This window comes from Streptomyces africanus (genome assembly GCF_002150735.1).
Classification (GTDB): Bacteria; Actinomycetota; Actinomycetes; order Streptomycetales; family Streptomycetaceae; genus Streptomyces; species Streptomyces africanus.
This window is the reverse complement of the sequence record NZ_MUKA01000059.1, coordinates 1-23,368: the sequence shown is the minus strand read 5'-3', so window position 1 is coordinate 23,368 and position 23,368 is coordinate 1. Positions and strand designations below refer to the sequence as shown.

Annotated in this window: 20 protein-coding genes; 8 read left to right on the top strand and 12 right to left on the bottom strand. The window is 72.4% G+C overall.

The window, feature by feature from the left end; genetic code table 11:
* The first annotated feature begins 1,379 nt into the window (after positions 1–1,379).
* Complete coding sequence (locus CCL05_RS09120; protein ID WP_086559999.1) at positions 1,380–2,582, top strand: amino acid deaminase/aldolase; 1,203 nt, start codon at positions 1,380–1,382, stop codon at positions 2,580–2,582.
* 3 nt (positions 2,583–2,585) lie between these two features.
* On the opposite strand, the gene CCL05_RS09115 is transcribed toward CCL05_RS09120, so the two are convergent.
* Genes CCL05_RS09115 through CCL05_RS09100 form a run of 4 tightly spaced genes read right to left on the bottom strand, consistent with a single transcriptional unit; the run spans position 2,586 to position 7,075 of the window.
* Entirely contained in the window at positions 2,586–3,497 is a 912-nt protein-coding gene (locus CCL05_RS09115) for a DUF2510 domain-containing protein (protein ID WP_086559998.1), read from the bottom strand.
* A gap of 49 nt (positions 3,498–3,546) precedes the next feature.
* On the bottom strand, positions 3,547–4,332 hold the full coding sequence (locus tag CCL05_RS09110; RefSeq protein WP_086559997.1) for a 3-oxoacyl-ACP reductase: 786 nt from the start codon (positions 4,330–4,332) through the stop codon (positions 3,547–3,549).
* Positions 4,329–5,702, bottom strand: a complete 1,374-nt coding sequence (locus CCL05_RS09105; RefSeq protein ID WP_086559996.1) for an aldehyde dehydrogenase family protein — start codon at positions 5,700–5,702, stop codon at positions 4,329–4,331. Before CCL05_RS09105 ends, CCL05_RS09110 begins: the two co-directional genes overlap by 4 nt.
* A gap of 8 nt (positions 5,703–5,710) precedes the next feature.
* Positions 5,711–7,075 carry a glutamine synthetase family protein gene (locus CCL05_RS09100; protein WP_086559995.1) on the bottom strand — a complete coding sequence of 455 codons (1,365 nt, stop codon included), beginning with the start codon at positions 7,073–7,075 and terminating at the stop codon, positions 5,711–5,713.
* A gap of 84 nt (positions 7,076–7,159) precedes the next feature.
* On the opposite strand from CCL05_RS09100, the gene CCL05_RS09095 reads away from it, so the two are divergent.
* From CCL05_RS09095 to CCL05_RS09085, 3 genes are all read left to right on the top strand, one after another.
* The gene (locus CCL05_RS09095; protein ID WP_086559994.1) at positions 7,160–7,894 is read left to right on the top strand and encodes a FadR/GntR family transcriptional regulator; all 735 of its coding nucleotides are present in this window, start codon (positions 7,160–7,162) and stop codon (positions 7,892–7,894) included.
* Positions 7,895–8,018: 124 nt separating this feature from the next.
* Positions 8,019–9,464 carry an ethanolamine permease gene (eat, locus tag CCL05_RS09090; RefSeq protein ID WP_086559993.1) on the top strand — a complete coding sequence of 482 codons (1,446 nt, stop codon included), beginning with the start codon at positions 8,019–8,021 and terminating at the stop codon, positions 9,462–9,464.
* A gap of 22 nt (positions 9,465–9,486) precedes the next feature.
* Entirely contained in the window at positions 9,487–10,179 is a 693-nt protein-coding gene (locus tag CCL05_RS09085; protein WP_086559992.1) for a gamma-glutamyl-gamma-aminobutyrate hydrolase family protein, read from the top strand.
* A gap of 29 nt (positions 10,180–10,208) precedes the next feature.
* Here the strand turns inward: CCL05_RS09085 and CCL05_RS09080 are convergent, their stop codons facing one another.
* Both CCL05_RS09080 and CCL05_RS09075 read right to left on the bottom strand, forming a co-directional pair.
* Positions 10,209–11,111 carry a pentapeptide repeat-containing protein gene (locus CCL05_RS09080; protein ID WP_158102436.1) on the bottom strand — a complete coding sequence of 301 codons (903 nt, stop codon included), beginning with the start codon at positions 11,109–11,111 and terminating at the stop codon, positions 10,209–10,211.
* Between the two features lie 290 nt (positions 11,112–11,401).
* On the bottom strand, positions 11,402–12,331 hold the full coding sequence (locus CCL05_RS09075; RefSeq protein ID WP_086559990.1) for a LysR family transcriptional regulator: 930 nt from the start codon (positions 12,329–12,331) through the stop codon (positions 11,402–11,404).
* Between the two features lie 71 nt (positions 12,332–12,402).
* Between CCL05_RS09075 and CCL05_RS09070 the strand changes: the two genes are divergently transcribed.
* Complete coding sequence (locus tag CCL05_RS09070) at positions 12,403–13,563, top strand: TDT family transporter (protein WP_086559989.1); 1,161 nt, start codon at positions 12,403–12,405, stop codon at positions 13,561–13,563.
* On the opposite strand, the gene CCL05_RS09065 is transcribed toward CCL05_RS09070, so the two are convergent.
* The 4 genes from CCL05_RS09065 to CCL05_RS09050 all read right to left on the bottom strand — a co-directional run bounded on the left by CCL05_RS09065 (position 13,475) and on the right by CCL05_RS09050 (position 18,830).
* Positions 13,475–14,194: a helical backbone metal receptor gene (locus CCL05_RS09065; protein WP_086559988.1), complete on the bottom strand. Its 720-nt coding sequence runs from the start codon at positions 14,192–14,194 to the stop codon at positions 13,475–13,477. The genes CCL05_RS09070 and CCL05_RS09065 overlap by 89 nt on opposite strands.
* Positions 14,191–14,760 carry a helix-turn-helix domain-containing protein gene (locus CCL05_RS09060; protein ID WP_086559987.1) on the bottom strand — a complete coding sequence of 190 codons (570 nt, stop codon included), beginning with the start codon at positions 14,758–14,760 and terminating at the stop codon, positions 14,191–14,193. Before CCL05_RS09060 ends, CCL05_RS09065 begins: the two co-directional genes overlap by 4 nt.
* 370 nt (positions 14,761–15,130) lie before the next feature.
* The gene (locus CCL05_RS09055; RefSeq protein ID WP_086559986.1) at positions 15,131–17,746 is read right to left on the bottom strand and encodes an ABC transporter permease/substrate binding protein; all 2,616 of its coding nucleotides are present in this window, start codon (positions 17,744–17,746) and stop codon (positions 15,131–15,133) included.
* Complete coding sequence (locus tag CCL05_RS09050) at positions 17,739–18,830, bottom strand: quaternary amine ABC transporter ATP-binding protein (RefSeq protein WP_086559985.1); 1,092 nt, start codon at positions 18,828–18,830, stop codon at positions 17,739–17,741. The genes CCL05_RS09055 and CCL05_RS09050 overlap by 8 nt, the downstream gene beginning before the upstream one ends.
* Positions 18,831–18,972: 142 nt before the next feature.
* On the opposite strand from CCL05_RS09050, the gene CCL05_RS09045 reads away from it, so the two are divergent.
* Together CCL05_RS09045 and CCL05_RS09040 are read left to right on the top strand one after the other, a co-directional pair.
* Positions 18,973–19,929 (top strand): 5'-3' exonuclease, encoded by a 957-nt coding sequence (locus tag CCL05_RS09045; protein ID WP_244204218.1) that lies wholly within the window; start codon positions 18,973–18,975, stop codon positions 19,927–19,929.
* Positions 19,930–20,054: 125 nt separating this feature from the next.
* Entirely contained in the window at positions 20,055–20,897 is an 843-nt protein-coding gene (locus CCL05_RS09040; protein WP_086559984.1) for a siderophore-interacting protein, read from the top strand.
* 38 nt (positions 20,898–20,935) lie between these two features.
* Here the strand turns inward: CCL05_RS09040 and CCL05_RS09035 are convergent, their stop codons facing one another.
* Positions 20,936–21,517, bottom strand: coding sequence for a GNAT family N-acetyltransferase (locus CCL05_RS09035; protein ID WP_086559983.1), 582 nt, complete (start codon positions 21,515–21,517; stop codon positions 20,936–20,938).
* 80 nt (positions 21,518–21,597) lie between these two features.
* On the opposite strand from CCL05_RS09035, the gene CCL05_RS09030 reads away from it, so the two are divergent.
* Positions 21,598–22,584: an RluA family pseudouridine synthase gene (locus CCL05_RS09030; RefSeq protein WP_086560000.1), complete on the top strand. Its 987-nt coding sequence runs from the start codon at positions 21,598–21,600 to the stop codon at positions 22,582–22,584.
* Here the strand turns inward: CCL05_RS09030 and CCL05_RS09025 are convergent.
* The coding region (locus tag CCL05_RS09025; RefSeq protein WP_143589854.1) for a cytochrome P450 family protein at positions 22,578–23,368 on the bottom strand (791 nt) is incomplete at its 5' end. The genes CCL05_RS09030 and CCL05_RS09025 overlap by 7 nt on opposite strands.

Genomic DNA, 23,368 nt, shown 5'->3' with positions numbered 1-23,368 from the left:
GCGGGGGGCGGTGGACTCACCCTGGCGGGGGGCAACAGGCTCGCTACTGCGGTGAGCGGCGGACTCACTACGTCCGGACGCGACGGTGTCACCACGACGGGGTGCGGCGGGCTCGCCACCGCGGGAAGCGCCGGGCTCGGCACGCCGGGGAGCGGCAGGCTGGCCACCGCGGGAAGCGCCGGGCTCGGCACGCCGGGGAGCGGCAGGCTGGCCACCGCCGGGAGCGCCGGACTCGGTACGTCGGGGAGCGGCAGGCTCGCAGCCGCGGGAAGCGGTCTCGGCACGGCGCGGAGCGGCAGGCTGGATACCGCGGGGAGCGCCGGACTCGCCACGCCAGGACGCAGCGGACTCACCACCGCGGGGAACAGCATCACCACCGCGGGAAGCGCCGGACTCGGCACGCCAGGACGCGGACTCACCACCGCGGGGAACTGCATCACCACCGCGGGAAGCGCCGGGCTCGGCACGCCGGGGCGCAGCGGACTCGCCACCGCGGGAAGCGCCGGTCTCGGCATGCCTGGGAGCGGCAGGCTGGCCACCGCCGGGAGCAGCGGACTGGGCACGCCAGGACGCGCCGTACTCGCCACGCCCGGGGACAACAGGCTCGCCACCGCGGGGAACGTCCGGCTCACGACGCCGGAACGCGGCGGGCTCGGCACGCCGGGGAGCAGCGGGCTCGCCACCGCGGGGAACGTCGGACTCGCCACGGCCCGGAGCAATAGGCTCGCCACCGCCGGGAGCCCCGGACTCGCCACGTCCAGCAGCGCCGGACTCGCCACGCCGGGGCCCAGCAGGCTCGCTACCGCCGGGAGCAGCAGGCTCGGCACGCCAGGGCGCCGTGGGCTCGGGGCGCCGGGGCGCAGTCGGCTCCGCGTGCCGGGTCATGGTGTTGCTGAAGCTGGGGAAACGAGGACGGCCTCTGTCGGAGGGGGTCGTGCCGTCGCCCCGAGCAGCTGCCGTTTCCTGCCGCGGGGCAGGAGGACCCGACGAGTCCGTGCCCCGCCGGGGCGAGGGGTCGGAAGGTGCCGCCTGGGTGTTCTCCGCCGAGGCCGGGGCCGGGGGGTGTGAAGGGCGTGGGGGGAAAGAGGCACGCTGCGCTTCCGTGCTCATGCACCCCCCGTTTCCTCGTACCCGGGCCGCTGCGTACTGCGCGGGCCGTGTCGTCCTGCCCGAGGCCCGGCACTGAGTCGTCCCGGGCACACATACCCGTACGGACGGAGCGTCATCCCGGCGCGGAAATCCGGCCGGCGTCGCTCCGCCGTACGTGCGCGTCACTCTACGGCTTGTTCCTGCGCGAACGGGAACCAGTCCGCAAGCCCGGGGCATCTGCCCGGAACGTCCCCCTACCCTGCGGTAATCCTGTCTGGCAGGCTGCGTTCATGACTGCGCGCGCCTCCGACCGGGCCCGTTACGACCGGGCCACCGCCCATCTCGACGCCCCCCTCGCGATCGTGGACCTGGACGCCTTCGACGCCAACGCCGCCGATCTGGCCCGTCGCGCCGGGGGCAAGCCCGTGCGGGTCGCCAGCAAGTCCGTGCGGTGCCGGGCGCTGCTGGAACGCGTCCTGGCCCGGGACGGTTTCGCGGGGATCATGTCGTTCACCCTCGCCGAGTCGCTGTGGCTGGCGCGCTCGGGGTTCGACGACGTACTGCTCGCCTACCCGTCCGCCGACCGGTCCGCGTACGCCGAACTCGCCGGTGATCCCAAGCTCGCCGCCGCCGTGACCGTGATGGTCGACGACGTCGCCCAGCTCGATCTCATCGACGCCTCGCGGGGCGGCGGACGTGAAGTGGTGCGCGTCTGCCTGGAGTTGGACACCTCCCTGAAGCTGCTCGGCGGGCGGGTGCGGGTCGGGGCCCGGCGTTCGCCGCTGCACTCCCCCGCCCAGGTCGCCGACGTGGCGCGGGCCGTGGCCCGCCGGCCGGGCTTCGAGGTCGTGGGGATCATGGCGTACGAGGGGCATGTCGCCGGTGTCGGGGACGCCGTGGCCGGGCGTCCGCTGCGGTCCCGTGCCATCCGGCTGATGCAGGCCGCCGCCAAGCGTGAACTCGCCGAGCGGCGTGCGGAGGTGGTGCGTGCGGTGCGGGCCGTCGTGCCGGGGCTGGAGTTCGTCAACGGCGGTGGCACCGGCTCGGTGCAGCACACGGCGGCCGAGGACGCGGTGACCGAGATCGGCGCCGGGTCGGGGCTGTACGTGCCGCGGCTGTTCGACAACTACACGTCGTTCAGCGGGCGTCCGGCGGCCCTCTTCGCCCAGCCCGTCGTACGGCGGCCGGGGGTGGGAGTGGTGACGGTCCTCGGGGGCGGGTATCCCGCCTCCGGCGCGGCCGGGCCCGACCGGCTGCCCGTGCCGTACCTGCCGGAGGGGCTGCGCTACGACCCTCAGGAGGGGGCCGGTGAGGTGCAGACGCCGCTGCTCGGCTCGCCCGCCGACGACCTGCTGATCGGTGACAAGGTGTGGTTCCGGCACGCGAAGGCCGGTGAACTGTGCGAGCGGTTCGACGTGCTGCACCTGGTCGAGGGGGACGCCGTGACGGCGACCGTGCCGACGTACCGCGGCGAGGGCCTCACGTTCCTCTAGGCGTCAGTCGGACGGGCCGATGCTGCTGCCCACGCCGCCGCCCGTGTCCGCGTCGCCGAACGGCCGGATGCCCTTCGTGATGCGGTCCATGTCGGCGAGCGGCGGTCCGTCCTCGCCCGCGTCGAAGACGTAGCGGACGAGGACGGGCGACTCGGTGCCGACGCTGGACGGGAAGACGAGCGACTGGACGTAGCCGCCCGGCCCCTTGGCGGTCCGCACGCGCCAGCGCACGAGGTACCCGGCGCGGCCCGCCACCGCGACCGGCCCGGACTTGACCTGCTGGTGCGACTCGATGCCCCCGTAGAGCTCGCGGTCGAGCGTGTCGCGGTCGTAGGCCACGTCGGCCGCGTCCTCGATGTCCGCCTTGGCGAGGGCCTCGGGGGACTTCTCGTCGTTCTCGGTCACCGTGCGGGAGAAGACCATGCCGTGGCGGCACAGGCCGACACCGCCGGGGCAGTCGTAGGTGCCGTCGGTCGTCATGACGACGTCGTCCTGGGCCACGTACTGCGGCCGGACCCAGCCGTCGAGCAGCGGGTAGGTGACGCCGTTGAGCTGGTCCTCGACGACGGCCGGGTCGTCGGCGGACGGCTCGGACGTGGACGGGGACGCCTCGGGGGTCGTCGCCGACGGGCCGTTCGGGGCCGGGGGCGCGGACGTCGGGGCCGTCCGTGTCTGCGCGCCCTCACCGTCGTCGCTCAGCACGACGGCTCCGGTGACGATCGCCGCGACGAGGACGGCTCCGGCGGCGATGAGGGCGACGGCCTTCGCGCGCCCGGTGCCGCCGCCCGGGGGCGGGGGCACCGGGACCGTGGGAGCCCCGGGCGCGCGGCGGTGCTCGGTCCAGGCCGTGCCGTCCCACCAGCGTTCCAGATGGGGGCCGTGCGGGTCGGGGTACCAGCCGGGCGGTGGCGTCATGCTCATCCCGGCACTGTAGAGCGAGAGCCCGGCCGTCCGGGTACGGCTCCTACAGGGGTGTGACGTACGCCCCCGCGATCCCGCCGTCGACCAGGAAGTCGGTGGCGTTCACGAAGGAGGAGTCGTCGCTGGCGAGGAAGGCCACGGCGGCAGCGATCTCCTCGGCCTCGGCGAACCGGCCCAGCGGGATGTGCACCAGACGGCGCGCGGCGCGCTCCGGGTCCTTGGCGAACAGCTCCTGGAGGAGCGGGGTGTTGACCGGGCCGGGGCACAGGGCGTTGACCCGGATGCCCTCCCGGGCGAACTGCACGCCCAGCTCACGGGACATGGCGAGGACGCCGCCCTTGGACGCCGTGTACGAGATCTGGCTGGTGGCGGCGCCCATCCTGGCCACGAAGGACGCCGTGTTGATGATCGAGCCCTTGCCCTGGCGTTGCATGTACGGGATGGCGGCCTTGCAGCAGAGGTAGACGGAGGTGAGGTTGACCTCCTGGACGCGCTTCCAGGCCTCCAGGCCGGTCTCCAGGATGGAGTCGTCGTCGGGCGGGGAGATGCCGGCGTTGTTGAAGGCGATGTCGACGCTGCCGTAGGTGTCGTGGGCGGTCTTGAAGAGGGCCTCGACCTGCTCGGGGTCGGTGACGTCCACCTTCACGAAGATGCCGCCGGTCTCCTCGGCGGCCGCCTTGCCGCGTGCGTCGTCGACGTCGCCGCAGACGACGTGGGCTCCTTCGGAGGCGAGGCGGCGGGCGGCGGCGAGGCCGATGCCGCTGCCGGCTCCGGTGACGACGGCGGTGCGGCCGGCCAGCCGGCGGCAGATGCTTTCCTGAGCGGTCACTGTGCGGGGCCCTCCGTGCTGATGAAGACGTTCTTGGTTTCGGTGAAGGCGGCCAGCGCCTCGGGGCCGAGCTCGCGGCCGACGCCCGACTGCTTGTAGCCGCCGAAGGGGGTCCAGTAGCGGACGCTGGCGTGGGAGTTGACGGACAGGTTGCCGGCGCGGACGGCCTGGGAGACGCGCAGGGCGCGGCCGACGTCCCGGGTCCAGATGGAGCCGGAGAGGCCGTACGGCGTGTCGTTGGCGAGGCGGATCGCGTCGGCCTCGTCGGTGAAGGGCAGCAGGACGGCGACCGGGCCGAAGATCTCCTCGCAGGCCGCCGCCGAGTCGGGCGGCTCCTCGGTGAGCACGGTCGGCGGGAACCAGAAGCCGGGCCCCCCGGGTGCGCTGCCACGCAGGGCCGGGGCGTCGTCGGGCACGAATCCCTTGACGCGGTCGAGTTGCTGCCGGGAGATCAGCGGGCCCATCTGGGTCTTCTCGTCGGCCGGGTCGCCCACCACCACGGCGGCCAGCGTCTCGGCGAGCAGCTCGCGGACCTCGTCGTACACCGTCTCCTGGACCAGGATGCGGGTCCGGGCGCAGCAGTCCTGGCCGGAGTTGTCCAGGAAGGAGAAGGGGTCGACGGCGGCCTTCAGGTCGGCGTCGGCGAAGACGATGTTCGGGCTCTTGCCGCCGAGTTCGAGCGTGACCGGCTTGATCTGCTCGGCGCCGAGCGCCGCGACGCGCCGGCCGGTCGTGGTCGAGCCGGTGAAGACGATCTTGGCGACTCCGGGGTGGCGTACCAGCGCGTCGCCGGTGATGGCGCCGTGTCCGGGCAGGACCTGGAAGAGGTGCTCCGGGAGTCCGGCCTCCAGGGCGAGTTCGGCCAGGCGCAGGGCGGTGAGCGGGGTGGTCTCGGCGGGCTTGAGGAGGACCGCGTTCCCGGCCGCGAGGGCGGGGGCGGTGCCCCAGGCGGCGATCGGCATGGGGAAGTTCCAGGGCGCGATCACGCCGACGACGCCGAGCGGTTCGAGGATCGTGACGTTCAGGCCGCCGGGCACCGGGATCTGCCGGCCGGTGAGCCGCTCCACTCCCCCGGCCGCGTAGTCCAGCAGGTCCCGGACGTTGCCGGCCTCCCAGCGGGCGTTGCCGATGAGGTGCCCGGCCTCGCGGACCTCCAGGCGGGCCAGTTCCTCCAGGTGCTGGTCGACGGTGGCGGCGAAGCGGCGCAGCAGCCGGGCGCGGTCGCCGGGGGTGAGGGCGGCCCAGATCCGCTGTGCCCTGGCGGCGTGGGTGACGGCCGCGTCGATGTCCGCCGGACTCGCCCCGGCGATGGCGGCGACGACCTCCTCGGTCGCGGGGTTCAGTACTTCCAGAAGGTGCTCGGAAGACAAGGTGGACCTCACATGCGTTCGAAGGAGCGGCGCAGCTCCCAGTCGGTCACCGCGGCGTCGAAGGCGTCCAGTTCGACGCGCGCCATGTTGCGGTAGTGCGCGACGACCTCGTCACCGAAGGCGGCCCGGGCGATGGGGCTGTTCTCCCAGAGCTCGGCGGCCTCGCGCAGGGTGGTGGGGACGTGGGCGAAGTCGGCGGTGTAGGCGTTGCCGGGGCAGGGCTCGGGCAGTTCCAGCTTGTGCTCGATGCCGTGCAGTCCGGCCGCGACCAGCCCGGCCACGGCGAGGTAGGGGTTGACGTCGCCGCCGGGCAGCCGGTTCTCGAAGCGCATCGAGCGGCCGTGGCCGACCACGCGCAGCGCGCAGGTGCGGTTGTCATGGCCCCAGGCGACGGCGGTCGGGGCGAAGGAGCCGGGCTGGAACCGCTTGTAGGAGTTGATGTTGGGGGCGTAGAGGAGGGAGAAGTCGCGCAGCGCGGCGAGCTGGCCGGCGAGGAAGTGGCGCATGAGGTCCGACATGCCGTCCTCGCCGTTCCCTGCCATGGCGTTGGTGCCGTCCGCGTCGGCGAGCGAGAGGTGGATGTGGCAGGAGTTGCCCTCGCGCTCGTTGTACTTGGCCATGAAGGTGATCGACATGCCCTCCTGGGCGGCGATCTCCTTGGCGCCGGTCTTGTAGACGGCGTGCTGGTCGCAGGTGACCAGGGCCTCGTCGTAGCGGAAGGCGATCTCGTGCTGGCCGGGGTTGCACTCGCCCTTGGCGGACTCCACGGTGAGGCCGGCGGCCGCCATCTCGTTGCGGATGCGGCGCAGCAGGGGCTCGATGCGGCCGGTGCCGAGGACCGAGTAGTCGATGTTGTACTGGTTGGCCGGGGTCAGGCCTCTGTAGCCCGCGTCCCAGGCCTGTTCGTAGGTGTCCTTGAAGACGATGAACTCCAGCTCGGTGCCGACCTGGGCGGTGTAGCCGAGCTCGGCGAGGCGCTCCAGCTGACGGCGCAGGATCTGGCGGGGTGCGGCGACCACGGGCGAGCCGTCGTTCCAGGCGAGGTCGGCGTGGAGCAGGGCCGTGCCCTCGTTCCAGGGGACGCGGCGCAGGGTGCTCAGGTCCGGGTGCATGGCGAAGTCGCCGTAGCCGCGGTCCCAGGAGGACATCGCGTAGCCGTCGACGGTGTTCATCTCGGTGTCGACGGCGAGCAGGTAGTTGCAGCCCTCCGTGCCGTGCTGGAGGACCTCGTCGAGGAAGAAGCGCGCGGCGAACCGCTTGCCCTGGAGCCGCCCTTGCATGTCGGGGAAGGCCAGGACGACAGTGTCGATCTCACCGCCGGCGACGAGGGCGTGCAGTTCCTCGACGCTCAGCGGGGGTGTGCGGTCTGCCACGGGAGGGCCTCCTTGGCTCCTTGGGTCCGCCGGGAGCCATAAGGTATTCCTGAGAACCATTGCTTGGGAAGGGGGTACGGCCACATGCCGGAGGAAGCTGGCGGCGAGATGCGGGACGGGCTGACGCCGGTGCTGCGGCCGGTGCGCGCGGGCAACGGCTTCGAGGAGGCACTGGAGCAGATCCTCCAGGTCGTACGGCTGGGCCTGGTGCCGGGGGGCGAGCGGCTGCCGGCCGAGCGGGAGCTGGCGGAGCGGCTGGGGATCAGCCGGGTGACGCTGCGCGAGGTGCTGAAGGTGCTCCAGGACCAGGGGCTGGTGGAGTCGCGGCGGGGCCGCTACGGCGGCACGTTCGTGCTGCCCCGCACGGACGCCGGCGGCGAGGACGAGCTGCGGCGCCGGATCGCCGAGATCGACATAGAGGACGTGCTGCGGTTCCGGGAGGTGCTGGAGGTGGGCGCGGCCGGGCTGTGCGCGGTGCACGGGCTGGACGACAAGCAGGCGCGGCGGCTCCGGGAGGCCCTGGCGCGCACACAGGACGCCCCGCTCGCCGACTACCGCCGCCTGGACACGCTGCTGCACCTCACGCTGGCCGAACTGTGCGGCTCGCCGACCCTGACCGCGCAGTACGCGGCGGTGCGGGCCACGGTGAACGACCTGCTCGACTGCATCCCGCTGCTCGTGCGCAACCTCGAACACTCGCAGCGGCAGCACACGGCCCTGGTGGAGGCCGTGATCGAGGGCGACGCCGACCAGGCACGGGAGATCACGCGCGAGCACTGCGCGGGGACGGCGGCGCTGCTGCGCGGCTTCCTCGGCTGAGCCGTGCCCGGCCGTGGACGACGTGAGGATTTACGGGCGATTAACGCATGGGTCTTGCCATCCCCGGCCCGGCACCGAAAAGGTATGGATCCATTCCATTGAGCCGGAGCTCGGGAGTCTGCCCATGTCCCAGGAATCCACCAGCCCACCCGCCGCCGCGCAGGCGGACGACTATCTGGAACGCAGGGCACTGCGCCGCGGCAGCGCCGGCTGGGTGCTGCTGACCGGACTCGGCGTCGCCTACGTCGTCTCCGGTGACTACTCGGGCTGGAACTTCGGTCTGGCCGAGGGCGGCTTCGGGGGCCTGGCGATCGCCATGGTGCTCATGGGCGCCATGTACGCGTGCATGGTCTTCGCCCTCGCCGAGCTGTCCTCGATCCTGCCGACGGCGGGCGGCGGCTACGGCTTCGCCCGCCGGGCGCTCGGCCCGTGGGGCGGGTTCCTGACCGGTACGGCGATCCTCATCGAGTACGTCCTCGCGCCCGCCGCCATCGTCATCTTCATCGGCGACTACGTCGAGTCGCTGGGCCTGTTCGGCCTGGAGTCCGGCTGGCCGATGTACCTGGTCTGCTTCGCGATCTTCCTCGGCATCCACCTGTGGGGCGTGGGCGAGGCGCTGCGCTTCAGCTTCGTCGTCACCGGCATCGCGGTGGCCGCCCTGATCGTGTTCGCGCTGGCGGCGCTGCCCGACTTCTCGGTCGCCTCGCTGGACGACATCCCGGTCGACTCCTCCGCCGCGGGGTCGAACTCCTGGCTCCCGTTCGGCCTGCTCGGCATCTGGGCGGCGTTCCCGTTCGGCATGTGGTTCTTCCTGGGCGTCGAGGGCGTGCCGCTGGCCGCCGAGGAGACCAGGGACCCGGCCCGCACGCTGCCGAAGGCGATCCGCTGGTCGATGGGCATCCTGGTGGTCCTGGCGGTGGTGACCTTCGTCGCGGCGGCGGGAGCACGCGGCTCGGCGGCGATCCAGGAGGCGGGCAACCCGCTCGTCGAGGCGCTCCAGCCGGACGGCAGGGCGACGACACTGAGCCGGATCGTGAACTACGCGGGCCTGGCCGGCCTCGTGGCGTCGTTCTTCTCCCTGATCTACGCGGGCTCGCGCCAGCTGTTCGCCCTGTCCCGCGCGGGCTATCTGCCGCGCTTCCTGTCGCTCACCAGCCGCCGCAAGGCGCCGTACCTGGGGCTGCTGGTGCCCGGCACGATCGGCTTCCTGCTGGCGGCGGTGTCCGGGAACGGCGCCCGGATGCTGAACATCGCGGTCTTCGGCGCGACCATCTCCTACGCGCTGATGTCGCTGTCGCACATCGTGCTGCGCCGCCGCGAGCCGGAGCTGCCGCGGCCGTACCGCACGCCCGGCGGGGTGCTGACCTCCTCCGTCGCCCTGGTGCTGGCCTGCGCGGCGCTGGTGGCGACGTTCCTGGTGGATGTGACGGCGGCGTTCATCGCGCTCGCGGTGTACGTCGTGGCCCTCGCGTACTTCGGTCTGTACAGCCGGAAGCGGCTGGTGGCGAAGGCGCCGGAGGAGGAGTTCGCGGCGCTGGCGGCGGCCGAGGCAGAGTTGACACGGGACTGAGACGTCGATCGTCGAGGGAGTTGTGGTGGCCAGGCCGTTGATCGGTGTCAGCACCTATCTGGAGTCCGGTGCGCGCTGGGGGGTGTGGGAACTGGAGGCCGCGCTGCTGCCGGCCGGCTATCCCCGGCTCGTGCAGCGGGCGGGCGGCCTGGCGGCGATGCTGCCGCCGGACGACCCCGCCTGCGCGGCCGAGGCCGTGGCCCGGCTGCACGGGCTGGTCATCGCGGGCGGGCCGGATGTGGAGCCCGTACGGTACGGCGCCGAGCCGCATCCGCGCACCGGGCCGCCCGCGCGGGAGCGGGACGCCTGGGAGCTGGCCCTGATCGACGCGGCCCTCACGGCGCGGGTTCCGCTGCTCGGCATCTGCCGGGGCATGCAACTGCTGAACGTCGCCCTGGGCGGGACGCTGGTGCAGCACCTCGACGGTCATGCGGAGGTCGTGGGCGTCTTCGGCAGCCATGCGGTCAAGCCGGTGCCGGGGAGTCTGTACGCCGCTGTCGTGCCGGAGGAGACGTCGGTGCCCTCGTACCACCACCAGGCCGTGGACCGCCTGGGCGAGGGGCTCGTGCCGTCGGCCTACGCGGACGACGGCACGGTGGAGGCCCTGGAACTGCCGTCCGGCCGGGGCTGGGTGCTGGGAGTGCAGTGGCATCCGGAGATGGGCGAGGACGTACGGGTGATGCGGGCGCTGGTGGAGGCGGCAGGGAGGTCTTGAGCGGGCCCTTGCCGGCTCGAATGACCTCTTCAGGGCAACCCTCGGGTGTCCTTGAGGACCGCCCCGTCGAATCCCGCTGTCGACACGTTCTTCGCCCCGGTGAGGTCGGCGCCGGTCAGGTCCGCTCCGGTGAAGTCCGCGTCACGGAGATCGGCGTGCCTCAAGTCCGCTCCGCGCAGGATCGCGCCGGGCAGGCTGGCCCCGACCAGACTGGCCCGCTGCAGATCGGCATCCTCCATCTCGGCCCCGGTCAGATACGTGTTGTCGAAGTGCGCCCCAGCCGCCTGGATCCGCCTCAGGTCGGCTCGCACGAGGTGCGACCGCGCCAGATCCGCATCGGTCAGGACGGCGTCCGCCAACTGTGCTTCATCCAGAGTCGCTTCCCGCAAGGCTGTGCCCGCCATGACCGCCCCGGTCAGACGGGCGTGCTCCAGGTCCGCGTCGCTCAGGTCCGCGGAACTGAAGTCGGCCTCCGGAAAACTGATACCGATGACGCGTTGGCGCGCCCGGTCCCACATCCCCATGTAGCCCAAGTGGCGAAGGCGGACGTTGCGCAGGTTGAAGTCGCCCCTGCCGTCACGCGCGGGATCCCGGTTGGCCAGCACCGTCATGGCCCCCTGGACGTCCGTGGCCGGTCGGGCGTCGGCTGAGCCGGCCACCTGCCTTGGGGCGTGCCCACGGACGTATGCCGTGAGCAGACTGACGATGGTGGGCTGGTCGGGCGGCGAGTCCCGCATGAGGCGCTCCAGGCCGTAGAGGCCGCCGAGGCGGACGTCCACAGCCGGTGAGGCGAGGCTGCCGACTGCTGCGTTGAACCGGCCGGTCACCTGCCCCCGCTCGGCGATCCGCAGCTGCTCTCCCGACTGCTCGACCGAAACCCAGGTGAACAGCAGGGCGGCAAGAGCCGCGATGCCCGGTAGCGATGAGGCCACCAGCACCACCCACGGCACTCGGTTCCCCGTACGGTCGTCCGGGCGAGGACGTCTTGCCGGCCTCGGGCTTCCGTGACGTGTGCTGCGGTGAGAGATTCGGCGCAACTGCGCCAAGGTGCTCAGCCTGGTCATACCGGCCATGGAACCCCGGAACCGGGGAAGGACCGGTGTTCCGGCGGTGCGGCGAACGACAGCTTCGGGCGAACGGCCGAACGATCGCTGTCCTTGACACGGTGAGTGGATGGACAGCAGGGGCAGCACCTGCGTGAGGGGCGGCGGGGGCGAGGAAACTAGTCCCGCGTCAGCGACAGCAGATCCCGGGCCGGCCCGGTGGGGCGATGGCCCGTCGGCCACACCGCCCGGAGGTCCCGCGCCAGCGCGACCCCCTCCACCGGCACCCGCACCAGCCGCCGCATCGCCAACTCCTCCCCCACCGCCAGTTCACTCAGCACCGCCGGCCCCGCCCCGCTCACCGCCGCCGCCTTGACCGCCGTCGTGGACGACAGCTCGATCAGCGGCCGGGCCAGCCCGCCCAGCGCCGCGTCCAGGACCTGCCGGGTGCCGGAGCCCTTCTCGCGCAGGATCAGCGGCGTCGACGCCAGTTCCTCCGCGGCCAGGGAACGCCGCCGCCGGGCCCACGGATGGGCAGGAGCCGTGACCACGATCAGCCGGTCATGGGCGATGACCACCGAGTCCAGCCCCGTCGGGACCGTCAGCCCCTCGACGAACCCCAGGTCCGCCTCGTCCGCCAGCAGCCGCTCCGCGACCACCGTCGAGTTCCCGGCATGCAGGGACACCGCGGTGTCGGGCCGCTGGGCGCGCAGCGCGAGCAGCCAGCCGGGCAGCAGATACTCGGCGATCGTCATGCTCGCCGCCACCCGCAACCGCGAGTCGCGCCGGTCGCGCAGCGCCTGCGCCCCCACGTCGAACGCCTCCGCCGCCTCGACGATCCGCCGCGCCCAGTCCGTCACCAGCGCACCGGCGTCCGTGAGCCGGGACCCGCGCGGTGAGCGGTCGACCAGCGCCACGCCGAGCTGCCGCTCCATCGACCGGATCCGGCTGCTGGCCGCGGGCTGGGTGATGCCGAGTTCCCGCGCCGCCCCGCCGAGGCTCCCGAGCCGCGCCACCGCCAGCAGCAGCTCAAGGCCGCCCAGATCCGGCACCCGGTGCGCGAGAGACCCTCCTGCCGGGACCTCACCCTGCTCTTCGCTCCTGCTCATAAACCCAGCTTATGTCGCCATAGAGGCATGCTCCCTGGTGGTGGGGTGCCCACGGCCCGACCGTGGGAGTCATGGTCACCGCAGCCCAGCCGGCCCGGCCCCTTCCGCGCGCCGTCTCCGTCCGTCACCTCGGGCCCAACTGGTACGCCACCGTCATGGGCACCGCAGTCGTCGCCACCGCCGGGACCGCCCTGTCGCCGCACCTCCCCGGGCTGCGCGGCGCGGCGGCCGGTGTCTGGGCCCTCTCGCTGGTCCTCCTCGTCACCCTGCTCTGCGCCCGGGCCGCGCACTGGGCCCACCACCGGGACCAGGCCCGCGTCCACCTCCTCGACCCGGCGACGGCCCCGTTCTACGGCTGTCTCGCCATGGCCCTGCTGGCCGTCGGCGGGGGTGCCCTCGGCGTCGGCCGGGACTGGATCGGCGTGCGGGCGGCCGTGGCGCTCGACGCGGTCCTGTTCGGCGCCGGTACGGCGCTCGGGCTGGCCGCCGCCGTCGCGGTGCCGTATCTGATGGCCGTACGCCACCGGGCCGAGCCGGGGCAGGCCACGCCCGTGTGGCTGCTGCCGCTGGTCGCGCCCATGGTGTCCGCCGCCGTCGGGCCGCCACTGGTGCGCCATCTGCCTCCCGGTCAGCCCCGGGAGACGCTGCTCCTCGGCTGCGTCGCGCTGTTCGGGCTCAGCCTGCTCGCGACCCTGGTCATGCTGCCGCTGGTCTTCGGGCGGCTGATCACCGGCGGGCCGCTGCCGCTCGCCCTCACCCCGACGCTGTTCCTGGTGCTCGGGCCGCTCGGGCAGTCCACGACCGCCGTCGGCGCGTTCGCGGACGCCGCCCCCGGAGTCGTACCGGCGCCGTACAGCCAGGGCTTCGGTGTGCTCGCCGTGCTGTACGGCGTGCCCGTGACGGGGTTCGCGCTGCTGTGGTTCTGCCTCGCCACCGCCCATGTGCTGCGCGCCCGGCGGCACGGCATGCGGTTCTCCATGACCTGGTGGTCGTTCACCTTCCCGGTCGGCACCTGTGTCACGGGCGCCGATGCACTCGGCCGCCACACCGGGCTCGTGGCCTGCACGGGGCCGGCTCTCGTGCTGTACGCCCTGCTGGTCGCCGCCTGGGCCACGGCCGCCGTGGGCACCGTACGCGGGCTGCTCAGGGGCGAGCTGCTCGCAGGGCCCGGCCCAGTACCCGTGGCGCCTCGGCCAGCGACGGTCCGTACCACGTCAGGTGCCGTCCGCTGACGAGCGCGCAGGGCAGACCGGGGAAGGCCTCCGGGCCGTCGTCCGCGGTGAAGCGGTAGGGCTCGTCAGGAAGGACCACCAGGTCCGGCGCGGCGGCGCGGAGTTCCTCCAGCGGGACGCGCGGGTAGCGGTCGGGGTGCGTCGCGTGCACGTGGTCGACGCCGAGACGGGCCAGGACGTCGCCCGCGAAGGTGTCACGGCCCAGCACCATCCACGGGCGGCGCCAGATCGGCACGACCGCCGTCAGACGGGCCGGGGGCGGCGGCAGGGACGACCAGGTCTCCTCCGCCTCGTCCAGCCAGCGCGGGCGGGCCGCCACCCCGCAGGCGTCCAGGACCCGGGCCAGTTCCCGGAAGGCCTGCGGCACGTCCCGGATCTCTGTCACGAGGACCTCGACGCCCGCCGCGCGCAGGGCCGCGAGGTCGGGTGCGCGGTTCTCCTCCTCGTTGGCGATCACCAGGTCGGGAGCGAGGGAGACGATCCGGTCGGTCTTCGGGTTCTTGGTGCCGCCGACGCGTACGACGTCGAGGCCGGGCGGATGCGTGCACCAGTCGGTGGCGCCGGCCAGGGCGCCGGGCGCCGACCGGGCCACGGCCTCGGTCAGCGACGGGACCAGCGAGACGACCCTCACCGGCGCGGCCGGTCCCGGACCGCCTCGATGTGTTCGGCCACGGCGACGACGATCACCCGGGTGTCGGACTCCGCCGCCCGCCAGCGGTGCCGCACACCGCCGGTGAGGTACAGCGTGTCGCCGCGGCCGAGCCGGTAGGCGCGGCCCTCCGCCTCGATCTCCACGGCGCCGTCGGCGACGTACATCAACTGGTCGTTGCGGTACTGGAATTCACGACCGGCGTCGTGGTCTCCGGTGAACTCGGAGGCGTGCATCTGGTGGTGGCCGCGCACCAGGGACCGGGTCCGGGGACGGGGCAGCGGTTCGCTGTCGTCGGCGCGCACGACGTCCACGCTGCACGCCGGGTCGGCCGCGGCGAGGAGCTCGACCGCGGTGGTGCGCAGGGCGTCGGCGACCTTCTCCAGGGAACTCGTGCTGGGCCGCGCCCGGTCGTTCTCGACCTGGCTGAGGAACGGGACCGACAGGCCGCTGCGCTCGGCCACGACGGCGAGGGTGAGCTCCAGCGCGCGGCGGCGCCGCCGCACGGCCGCGCCCACCCGAAGGGGCTGCTCTTTGTGGTCGCCCATCGCTCCGGCTCCCTCCTTCGCCCGTCGATCCGGTCCCGGTACGCCGGTGGCCCGGCGCACTGCCTGTGTTGAGTTGTCTGCACCCTACGCATGTTCGGCAAACCGGTGCATGCGCCTGTCACATCGACGCCGGAACGGACGGCGTGCGACCTCACACTTCGCGCCAGGGGCTGCACCGCCCTCGGGGGCGGCGCGCGCGTTGCCCCTGCGGGAGGAACAGGCGGGGAGAACGGGTTCAGGGGGTGGTGTAGCGCTCTGTGGTTGTCCGGATCCTGCTCGTGGGTCCGGGCCCGGGTCGGGGTCCGGGTACGGATGAGGGTACGCGTACGGGGCGGGACGCGGTGTGTCGCGTCCCGCCCCGTACCGGGTCTCACTGCGGCGTCATGCGCTCCACCATGTCGGGGTGCTGCTTCAGCCACGCGGCGACGGCCTCTTCCTCATGGCCCTGGCCGCGGTTCTTGATCTCGCTCTCCAGGCTGCCGAGCTCGTCCTCGCTCATCTTGAAGTTCTTGATCCACTTCGTGAGCTGCGGGTACTCCTCGGGGAACTTCTCGTTGGAGATGGTGCGGATCGTGTTGCCCTCGCCGAAGGCCTTCTTGGGGTCCTTCAGCTTGGTCAGCTTGTAGTCGCTGTAGGCCCAGTGGGGTGACCAGAGCGTGACGGCGATCGGCTCCTTCTTGGCGTACGCGCGCTTCAGCTCGGCCAGCATGGCCGGGGTGGAGCCGTCGACGACCTCGTACTCCTTGTCGAGGCCGTAGCCGGGCAGGACCTTGTTCTTCGCCAGATCCATCTCACCGGTGCCCGGCTCGATGCCGATGATCTTCCCGTCGAAGGTGCCGGCCTTGCCCTTGAGGTCCGCCAGGGAGTCGACGCCCTTGACGTAGGACGGCACGGCGATCTCCAGGGAGGTCGGTTCGTACCAGGTGCCGAGGTCCTTGAGCCGGTCCTTGTTCTTGTCCCAGTAGTTCTTCTGGGCGTAGGGCAGCCAGGCGTCGAAGTTCAGGTCGAGATCGCCCGAGGCCAGGCCCGTGTAGACGGGGCCGACGTCCATCTGCTTGAGGTTCAGCTTGTAGCCGCGCCGCTCCAGGACGTTCTTCCACAGGTAGGTGACGGCGATGTCCTCGTCCCAGGGGAACCACGCCACGTCCAGCGGCCGCTTCGCCTCGGCGGGTGTGGCGCCGCCGCCCTTCACGGGGGCGAGCTTGTCGACGTAGCCGGGGTGCTGCTTCAGCCAGGCGCGGACGGCCTGTTGCTGGTTGCCCTTGCCGGCCTTGTTGATCTCGGCTTCGAGGCTGGTGAGCTCCTTCTCGCTCATCTTGAACTTCTTCAGCCAGCCGGCGACCGTCGGGTCGTCGTCCGCGAAGCCCTTGCGGGCCAGCGTGTGCACGCCGTCGCCCGCGCCCCAGGCGCCCTTGGGGTCCTTGAGCTTCTTCAGCTTGTAGTCGTTGTACGCCCAGTGCGGCGACCAGAGCGTGACGACGATCGGTTCCTTCTTGGCGTACGCGCGCTTCAGCTCGGCCAGCATCGCGGGCGTGGAGCTGTCCACGACCTTGTACTCCTTGTCCAGGCCGTACTCCTTGAGGACCTTGCTCTTGAGCAGGGCCATCTCGCCGGCGCTGGACTCGATGCCGGTGATCTTGCCGCCGAACTCGGACGCCTTGCCCTTGAGGTCCGCCAGGGAGTCGACGTCCTTCATGTAGGCGGGCACGGAGAGTTCCAGGGACGTCTTGTCGTACCAGGCGCCCAGGTCGTCGAGCTGCTTGCCGTACTTCTTCCAGTACTGCGCGTGTGTCGTGGGCAGCCAGCCGTCCGTCTGGAAGTCGACGTCGCCCTGCGCGAGGGAGGTGTAGAGCGGGCCGGCGTCGAGCTGCTTGGCCTCGACCTGGTAGCCGCGCTGCTCCAGGACCTCCTTCCAGAGGAAGGTGGAGGCAACGCCCTCGTCCCAGGGGATGTAGCCGATGCTGATCTTCTTGCCCTGGCCGACGTCCTTGCCGCCGGCCGCGGCGGTGGAGCCGGTGCCGGCACTGCCGAAGACGCCCATGCCGCCGGAGACGAGGGCGAGCACGACGACGCCGATCACGGCGACGGCCGGGCGGGGCCGGTACGACCAGATCTTCAGTCCCTGGGCGGCACGCAGCCGGGCGGCGGCGCGGCGGCCGAGCGGGGAGACCTGGGTGCCCAGCGCGCTGGTCATGCGGTCGAGGTAGATCGCCAGGATCACGATGCCGACACCGGCCTCGGCGCCCAGGCCGACGTTGAGCTGGCCGATGGCCTGGTTGACGTCGCCGCCGAGACCGTCGGTGCCGACCATGCCGGCGATGGCGGCCATGGACAGCCCGAGCATGATGACCTGGTTGACGCCGGCCATGACCGTGGGCAGGGCGAGGGGCAGCTGGACGCGCAGCAGGATGTTGCGGGGTGTGGTGCCGAACGCGTCGGCGGCCTCGACCAGTTCCCTGTCGACCTGGCGGATGCCGAGTTCGGTCATGCGCACGCCCGGGGCGAGCGCGAAGATCAGGGTGGCGACGATACCGGCGGAGGCGCCGGTGCCGAAGAAGAGGATCGCCGGGATGAGGTAGACCATCGCGGGCAGCGTCTGCATGAAGTCCAGGACGGGCCGGACCAGACCGCTGACGCGGTCCGAGCGGGCCGCCCAGATGCCCACCGGTATGGAGATCACCAGCGCGATGACGGTCGCCACGAGGACGAGCGTCAGGGTGATCATCGCGTTCTCCCACAGGTCGAGGGAGACGATGAACGCGAATCCCGCGAAGGTGAGGACACCGGCGAGGGTGCCGCGCAGCCAGAAGGCGATCACCGCGAAGATGCCCGCGAGGAGCAGCGGTTCGGGAGCCTGGAGGACGGCGTTGATGCCGTCGTAGAGGCCGAGGAAGACGGTCTTGCAGAAGTCGAACAGCCACCCCATGTGAGTGGTGAGCCAGTCGACCGCGCCGTTGACCCAGGTGCCGAGCTGAATCCTAGGCACGGGCGGTCACCTTCTCTCCGCCCGCGTCCCGCGGGGAGTCGCAGGGCTCCGGGGTGGTGTCCTGCTCGTCGCCGAGGAAGCCGACCAGGCGCTGCCGGGGGACGACGCCGATGAGCTTGTTGTCCGCGTCCACGACCGAGACCGGGTGGGAGAGCCGGGCGCTGATCGCGCACAGCTCCGTGAACGGGGTGTCGGCCGTGGCGGTCTCGCAGTGGCAGCCGGGGTCGTCGCCGGTGACCGAGGTGTCCATGAGCTCGCCGGTGGTCAGCACGCGGGAGCGGTCGACGTCCTGGGTGAAGGAGGCGACGTAGTCGTTCTCCGGCCGCAGCAGGATGTCCTGCGCGGTGCCGATCTGCACGATCTCGCCATCGCGCATGACGGCGATGCGGTCGCCCAGGCGCATGGCCTCGTTCAGGTCGTGGGTGATGAAGACGATCGTCTTCTTCAGCTTCTGCTGGAGCTCCAGCAGCTGGTCCTGCATGTCGCGGCGGATCAGCGGGTCCAGGGCGCTGAAGGACTCGTCCATCAGCAGCAGGTCGGCGTCGGTGGCGAGCGCGCGGGCGAGACCGACGCGCTGCTGCATGCCGCCGGACAGCTCGTCGGGCCAGGACTTCTCCCAGCCGGCCAGACCGCACAGGGCGAGCGCCTCGTCGGCGCGGCGTACGCGCTCGGCGCGGGGCACGCCCTGCACTTCCAGACCGTAGGCGGCGTTCTCGCGGACGCTGCGGTGCGGGAAGAGCGCGAAGTGCTGGAACACCATGCTGATCTTCTTGGAGCGGACGGCGCGCAGCTCGCGGTCGCCGAGCGTGGTCAGGTCCTGGCCGTCGAAGCGCACATGTCCGGCGGTCGGCTCCAGGAGGCCGTTCAGCATGCGCAGCAGGGTGGACTTGCCGGATCCGGACAGGCCCATGACGACGAAGATCTGGCCGGGCTCGACGGTGAAGGACGCGTCGATGACGGCGGCGGTCGCGCCCTCGGCGCGCAGCTCCTCCCGGCCGGCCCCGGCGCGGAGCCGCTCGACCGCCTGATCCGGTCTCCTGCCGAACACTTTGTACAGGCTCTCCGCCTGAAGCCTTGCTGACACGTGCACCTCAATCTGGCCGGCAATGGAACAGAGCGAGGGCGGGGCGCAAAAGTTGAATTACGCAACCAGCCTCGCTGCGGGGCGGCACCTCCCCTCGATTCCGGATCCCAAACGCACAAGTGGGGCGCGTCACATATGAGGCATGTCGCTGTCGGTGGCGTACGGCATGATGCGTGACGTGACCGGACGACTGATGCTCCTCGACACCGCCTCGTTGTACTTCCGCGCCTACTTCGGCGTCCCGGACTCGGTGAAGGCACCGGACGGCACGCCGGTGAACGCCGTGCGCGGGCTGCTCGACTTCATCGACCGCCTGGTCCGGGACCACCGGCCGGACCACCTCGTGGCCTGCATGGACGCCGACTGGCGGCCGCACTGGCGGGTGGAGCTGATCCCCTCCTACAAGGCCCACCGCGTCGCCGAGGAGCATGCGTCCGGCCCGGACGAGGAGGAGGTGCCGGACACGCTGTCGCCGCAGGTCCCGGTCATCGAGGCGGTGCTGGACGCGGTGGGCATCGCGCGTGTGGGCGTCGCGGGATACGAGGCCGACGACGTGATCGGCACGTTCACGGCGCGGGCGAAGGGCCCGGTCGACATCGTCACGGGCGACCGCGACCTGTACCAGCTGGTGGACGACGCGCGCGGGGTGCGTGTGCTGTACCCGCTGAAGGGCGTGGGCACATTGCAGCTCACCGATGAGGCATGGCTCCGTGGGAAGTATGGGGTCGACGGCAGCGGGTACGCGGATCTGGCCCTGCTGCGCGGCGACCCCAGCGACGGCCTGCCGGGAGTGCCGGGCATCGGCGAGAAGACGGCCGCCAAGCTCCTGGCGGAGTTCGGGGATCTGGCCGGGATCCTGGCGGCGGTGGAGGACCGGGGGTCGAAGCTGACGCCGACGCAGCGCAGGCGGCTGGACGAGGCGCGCCCGTATCTCGCGGTCGCGCCGAAGGTGGTCCGGGTCGCGGCCGACGTGCCGCTGCCGGACGTCACGACGGCGGTGCCGCGGACGCCGCGCGACCCCGCGGAGCTGGAGGCACTGGCGGCCCGCTGGGGACTGGGCGGGTCACTGGAGCGCCTGCTGACGACGCTCGCGGTGTGACCGGTGCGGGGGCCGACGACTCTCCTGCGACCGGTGGCCCCCGGCAACTTGACGTCCGAGAGGTGTCAGGTGGGGGCGAGGTGCTAGCTTAGGTAAGCCTAACTATGCGAATCAGGGAGGTCCCCATGGCAGAGCGACCGGGACGCCAGCCGCGCAAGCCCCACTCCGCTCAGGTCGTCCGCACCGAGCGGCTGACCCCGCACATGCAGCGCGTGGTGCTCGGTGGCGAGGGCCTCGCCGACTTCGCAGTGGGCGCGTGCACCGACCACTATGTGAAGCTGCTGTTCCCGCCGGAGGGCGTGACCTATCCCGAGCCCTTCGACATGCAGCGCGTCCGCGACGAGCTGCCGCGCGACCAGTGGCCGGTGACCCGGACGTACACGGTGCGCCAGTGGGACGCCGAACACCGCGAGCTGACGCTGGACTTCGTCATTCACGGCGACGAGGGCCTGGCCGGCCCGTGGGCGGCGCGCGTCCAGCCGGGCGAGACCGTGTGGTTCATGGGCCCCGGCGGGGCGTACGCGCCCGACCCGGACGCCGACTGGCACCTGCTCGTCGGCGACGAGAGCGCACTGCCCGCGATCGCCCGCTCCCTGGAGGCACTGCCGCGCGGGGCGAGGGTCCACGCCTTCATCGAGGTGTCCGGCCCCGAGGAGGAGCAGAAGATCGACTCCGACGTGGACGTCGTCTGGCTGCACCGCGGTGACCGGCCCCTCGGCGAGGCACTCGTCGAGGCCGTGCGGGGCCTCGCGTTCCCCGAGGGCCGGGTGCACGCCTTCGTCCACGGCGAGGCGCACTTCGTGAAGGAGCTGCGCCGGCTGCTCCGCGTCGAGCGTGGCATCGCGCGCGAGGACCTGTCGATCTCCGGCTACTGGCGCCGCGGCCACAACGAGGACGGCTGGCAGGCGTCCAAGCGGGAGTGGAACGCCCGCATCGAGGCGGAGCAGGAGAACACCCCGGCCGCCTGACGGCCTCCGGCCTGCCGCGGTCTGCCCGGACCCCGGAGTCAGTCGCCCCGCACGCGTGCGTGCAGATGCATGTCGTGCCAGCCGTCCGGGTGCAGGATGGCGCTGCGCTTCGTGCCTTCGAGGGCGAAACCCGTCCGTGAGGCGACCCGGCAGGAGGCCTCGTTGCGTACGGCGTGCAGCAGTTCGAGTCGGTGGAAACCGGTCTCGTCGAGCGCCCAGTGGGCGAGTGCGGTCGTGGCCCGGGCCGCGACGCCCCGGCCGCGTGCCGCCGGGACGGTCCAGTACGCCACCTCCGCCGTGCCGTCGCCGAGCCGTATCTCGCGCAGCGCCACCCGCCCCAGCAGCCGGTCGGAGTCCGCGTCGACGACGGCCCACTGCGCCTCCCGCTGCTCCTCCCACGCCTGGTGCCAGTCGCGGATCCAGTCGGCGACCTCCTCCTCGGAGTCGGCGGTCCGGGCGTGCCACTGGTGCATCACGGGGTCCTGGAAGACCTCGTACACCGCGGGCGCGTCCCCGGCCCGCCAGGGGCGCAGGAGGAGTCCGTCGCCGGTGGTGAGGGTGGGCTGCGGCCGGGCGGTGAGGACCTCGGCCGTCAGGACCGGGCTGATCAGGAAGGGCATGGCCCCATCCTGGCAAGGGGGCGGTGGGCGGCCCCAGTGGTTTTCCGCCGGTGCCCGGCCGCCTCGTACGCTGGGCCGCGATGAGACGGAAGACGCGTATCCCGCCCGCTCCCCTGCCGCAGCGCCACGGGGTGGACCCGGTACGGGTACGGCTGCCCGCCGCGGGGGCGTGGGCCACGGTGCGTGAGCATCTGGTGGAGCGGCTCTCGGGCGCCGGTGACGGGGTCGTCGACGGGATGTTCGACGCGGGGCTCGTCGTCGGGGCGGACGGACGGGCCGTGCCGGCGGACGCGCCGTACGTGCCCGGGATGTTCGTGTGGTTCCACCGGGAGCTGCCCGACGAGGTGCCGGTGCCGTTCCCGCTGGAGGTCGTGCACCGGGACGAGCACATCGTCGTCGTGGACAAACCGCACTTCCTCGCCACCACCCCGCGCGGCAGCCATGTCGCCGAGACCGCGCTGGCCCGGCTGCGCCGCGAGCTGGACATCCCCACGCTCGCCGCCGCGCACCGGCTGGACCGGCTCACCGCCGGACTCGTGCTGTTCACCGTGCGCCCCGAGGAGCGCGGCGCGTACCAGACACTCTTCCGCGACCGGCTCGTGCGCAAGGAGTACGAGGCCGTCGCCCCGTACGATCCCGGCCTCGCCCTCCCCCGGACCGTGCGCAGCCGTATCGTGAAGGAGCGTGGCGAGCTCACCGCCCGGGAGGTGGCGGGCGAGCCCAACGCCGTCAGCCGCGTCGAGCTCCTCGACCACCGCCCGGACAGGGCCGGCGGACTCGCCCGGTACCGGCTCGTGCCCGGCACCGGGCAGACCCACCAGCTGCGCGTGCACATGACCGCGCTGGGCGTGCCGATCCTCGGCGACCCGCTCTACCCCGAGGTCACCGCTCCCGTGCCGGCCGGTGACTTCCGGCGCCCGCTGCAACTGCTGGCCCGAGCCCTGGAGTTCACCGACCCGGTCACGGGCGAGGAGCACCGGCTGCGCAGCGGCCGGGTGCTCGCGGCCTGGGCGTCGTACGACCGGTGGGCCGCCGGGGTGTCCGACGGCCCGTCGGACGGTCAGTAACCGCGCCACCAGCGCAGGAAGCGCTGCCAGACGCCCTTGGGCCGGGCCGGCTCCTCCGCGCCCGGCCGGTCCTGCGGCGGTACGGGGGCCGGCTGGGGTTGTGCCGGGACCGGCTGCGGCTGCGCGGCGGCGACCGGTACGGGCTGCGGCTGGGGCTGCGTGATGCCGATCTGCCAGTCGGAGCGCTGGGCGGGGACGTGGTTGTGGTTCGGCGTCTCCGTGATGTCCTGCGGCGGCTTGGGCGCGAACGCCGCCGGCAGTGACACGAGGTGCCGGGAGGCGATGGACGCCGTCCAGCGCAACTCGTCCTCGTCACAGTCGAGTTCGACGTCCGGCAGCCGCATCAGCAGCGCGTCGACGCCGACGTCCGCGATGGAGCGGCCGATGTCCTGGCCGGGGCACTCGTGCGGGCCGCCGCCGAACGCGAGGTGCGACCGGTTGCCCTGCATGCTGGCCTTCAGGTCCGGCCGCACCCGGGGGTCGACGTTGGCCGGCAGCGGGGCGAACAGCAGCCCGTCGCCCCGGCGGATGCGCTGCCCGCCCAGCTCGGTCTCCTGCTTGGCGAAGTAGGCGAAGACCGTGCTGAACGGCGGCTCGTTCCACAGCGACTGCTCCACCGCCTCCGGCACCGTCATCTGGCCGCCGTTGAGCTGGGCCCGGAAGCGCGGGTCGATCAGCACCGTGAGCAGCACGTTGGACAGCAGGTTGGTGGTGGCCTCGTAGGCGGCGAAGAGCACCAGGCGCAGGTGCTCCCTGACCTCGTCGTCGGTGAGCCGGGCCGGGT

Coding starts and splice junctions, on each gene's coding strand:
- CCL05_RS09120 (WP_086559999.1), top strand. CDS start 1,380: ATGACTGCGCGCGCCTCCGACCGGGCCCGTTACGACCGGGCCACCGCC.
- CCL05_RS09115 (WP_086559998.1), bottom strand. CDS start 3,497: ATGACGCCACCGCCCGGCTGGTACCCCGACCCGCACGGCCCCCATCTG.
- CCL05_RS09095 (WP_086559994.1), top strand. CDS start 7,160: ATGCCGGAGGAAGCTGGCGGCGAGATGCGGGACGGGCTGACGCCGGTG.
- eat (WP_086559993.1), top strand. CDS start 8,019: ATGTCCCAGGAATCCACCAGCCCACCCGCCGCCGCGCAGGCGGACGAC.
- CCL05_RS09075 (WP_086559990.1), bottom strand. CDS start 12,331: ATGAGCAGGAGCGAAGAGCAGGGTGAGGTCCCGGCAGGAGGGTCTCTC.
- CCL05_RS09070 (WP_086559989.1), top strand. CDS start 12,403: ATGGTCACCGCAGCCCAGCCGGCCCGGCCCCTTCCGCGCGCCGTCTCC.
- CCL05_RS09060 (WP_086559987.1), bottom strand. CDS start 14,760: ATGGGCGACCACAAAGAGCAGCCCCTTCGGGTGGGCGCGGCCGTGCGG.
- CCL05_RS09045 (WP_244204218.1), top strand. CDS start 18,973: ATGTCGCTGTCGGTGGCGTACGGCATGATGCGTGACGTGACCGGACGA.
- CCL05_RS09040 (WP_086559984.1), top strand. CDS start 20,055: ATGGCAGAGCGACCGGGACGCCAGCCGCGCAAGCCCCACTCCGCTCAG.
- CCL05_RS09035 (WP_086559983.1), bottom strand. CDS start 21,517: ATGCCCTTCCTGATCAGCCCGGTCCTGACGGCCGAGGTCCTCACCGCC.
- CCL05_RS09030 (WP_086560000.1), top strand. CDS start 21,598: ATGAGACGGAAGACGCGTATCCCGCCCGCTCCCCTGCCGCAGCGCCAC.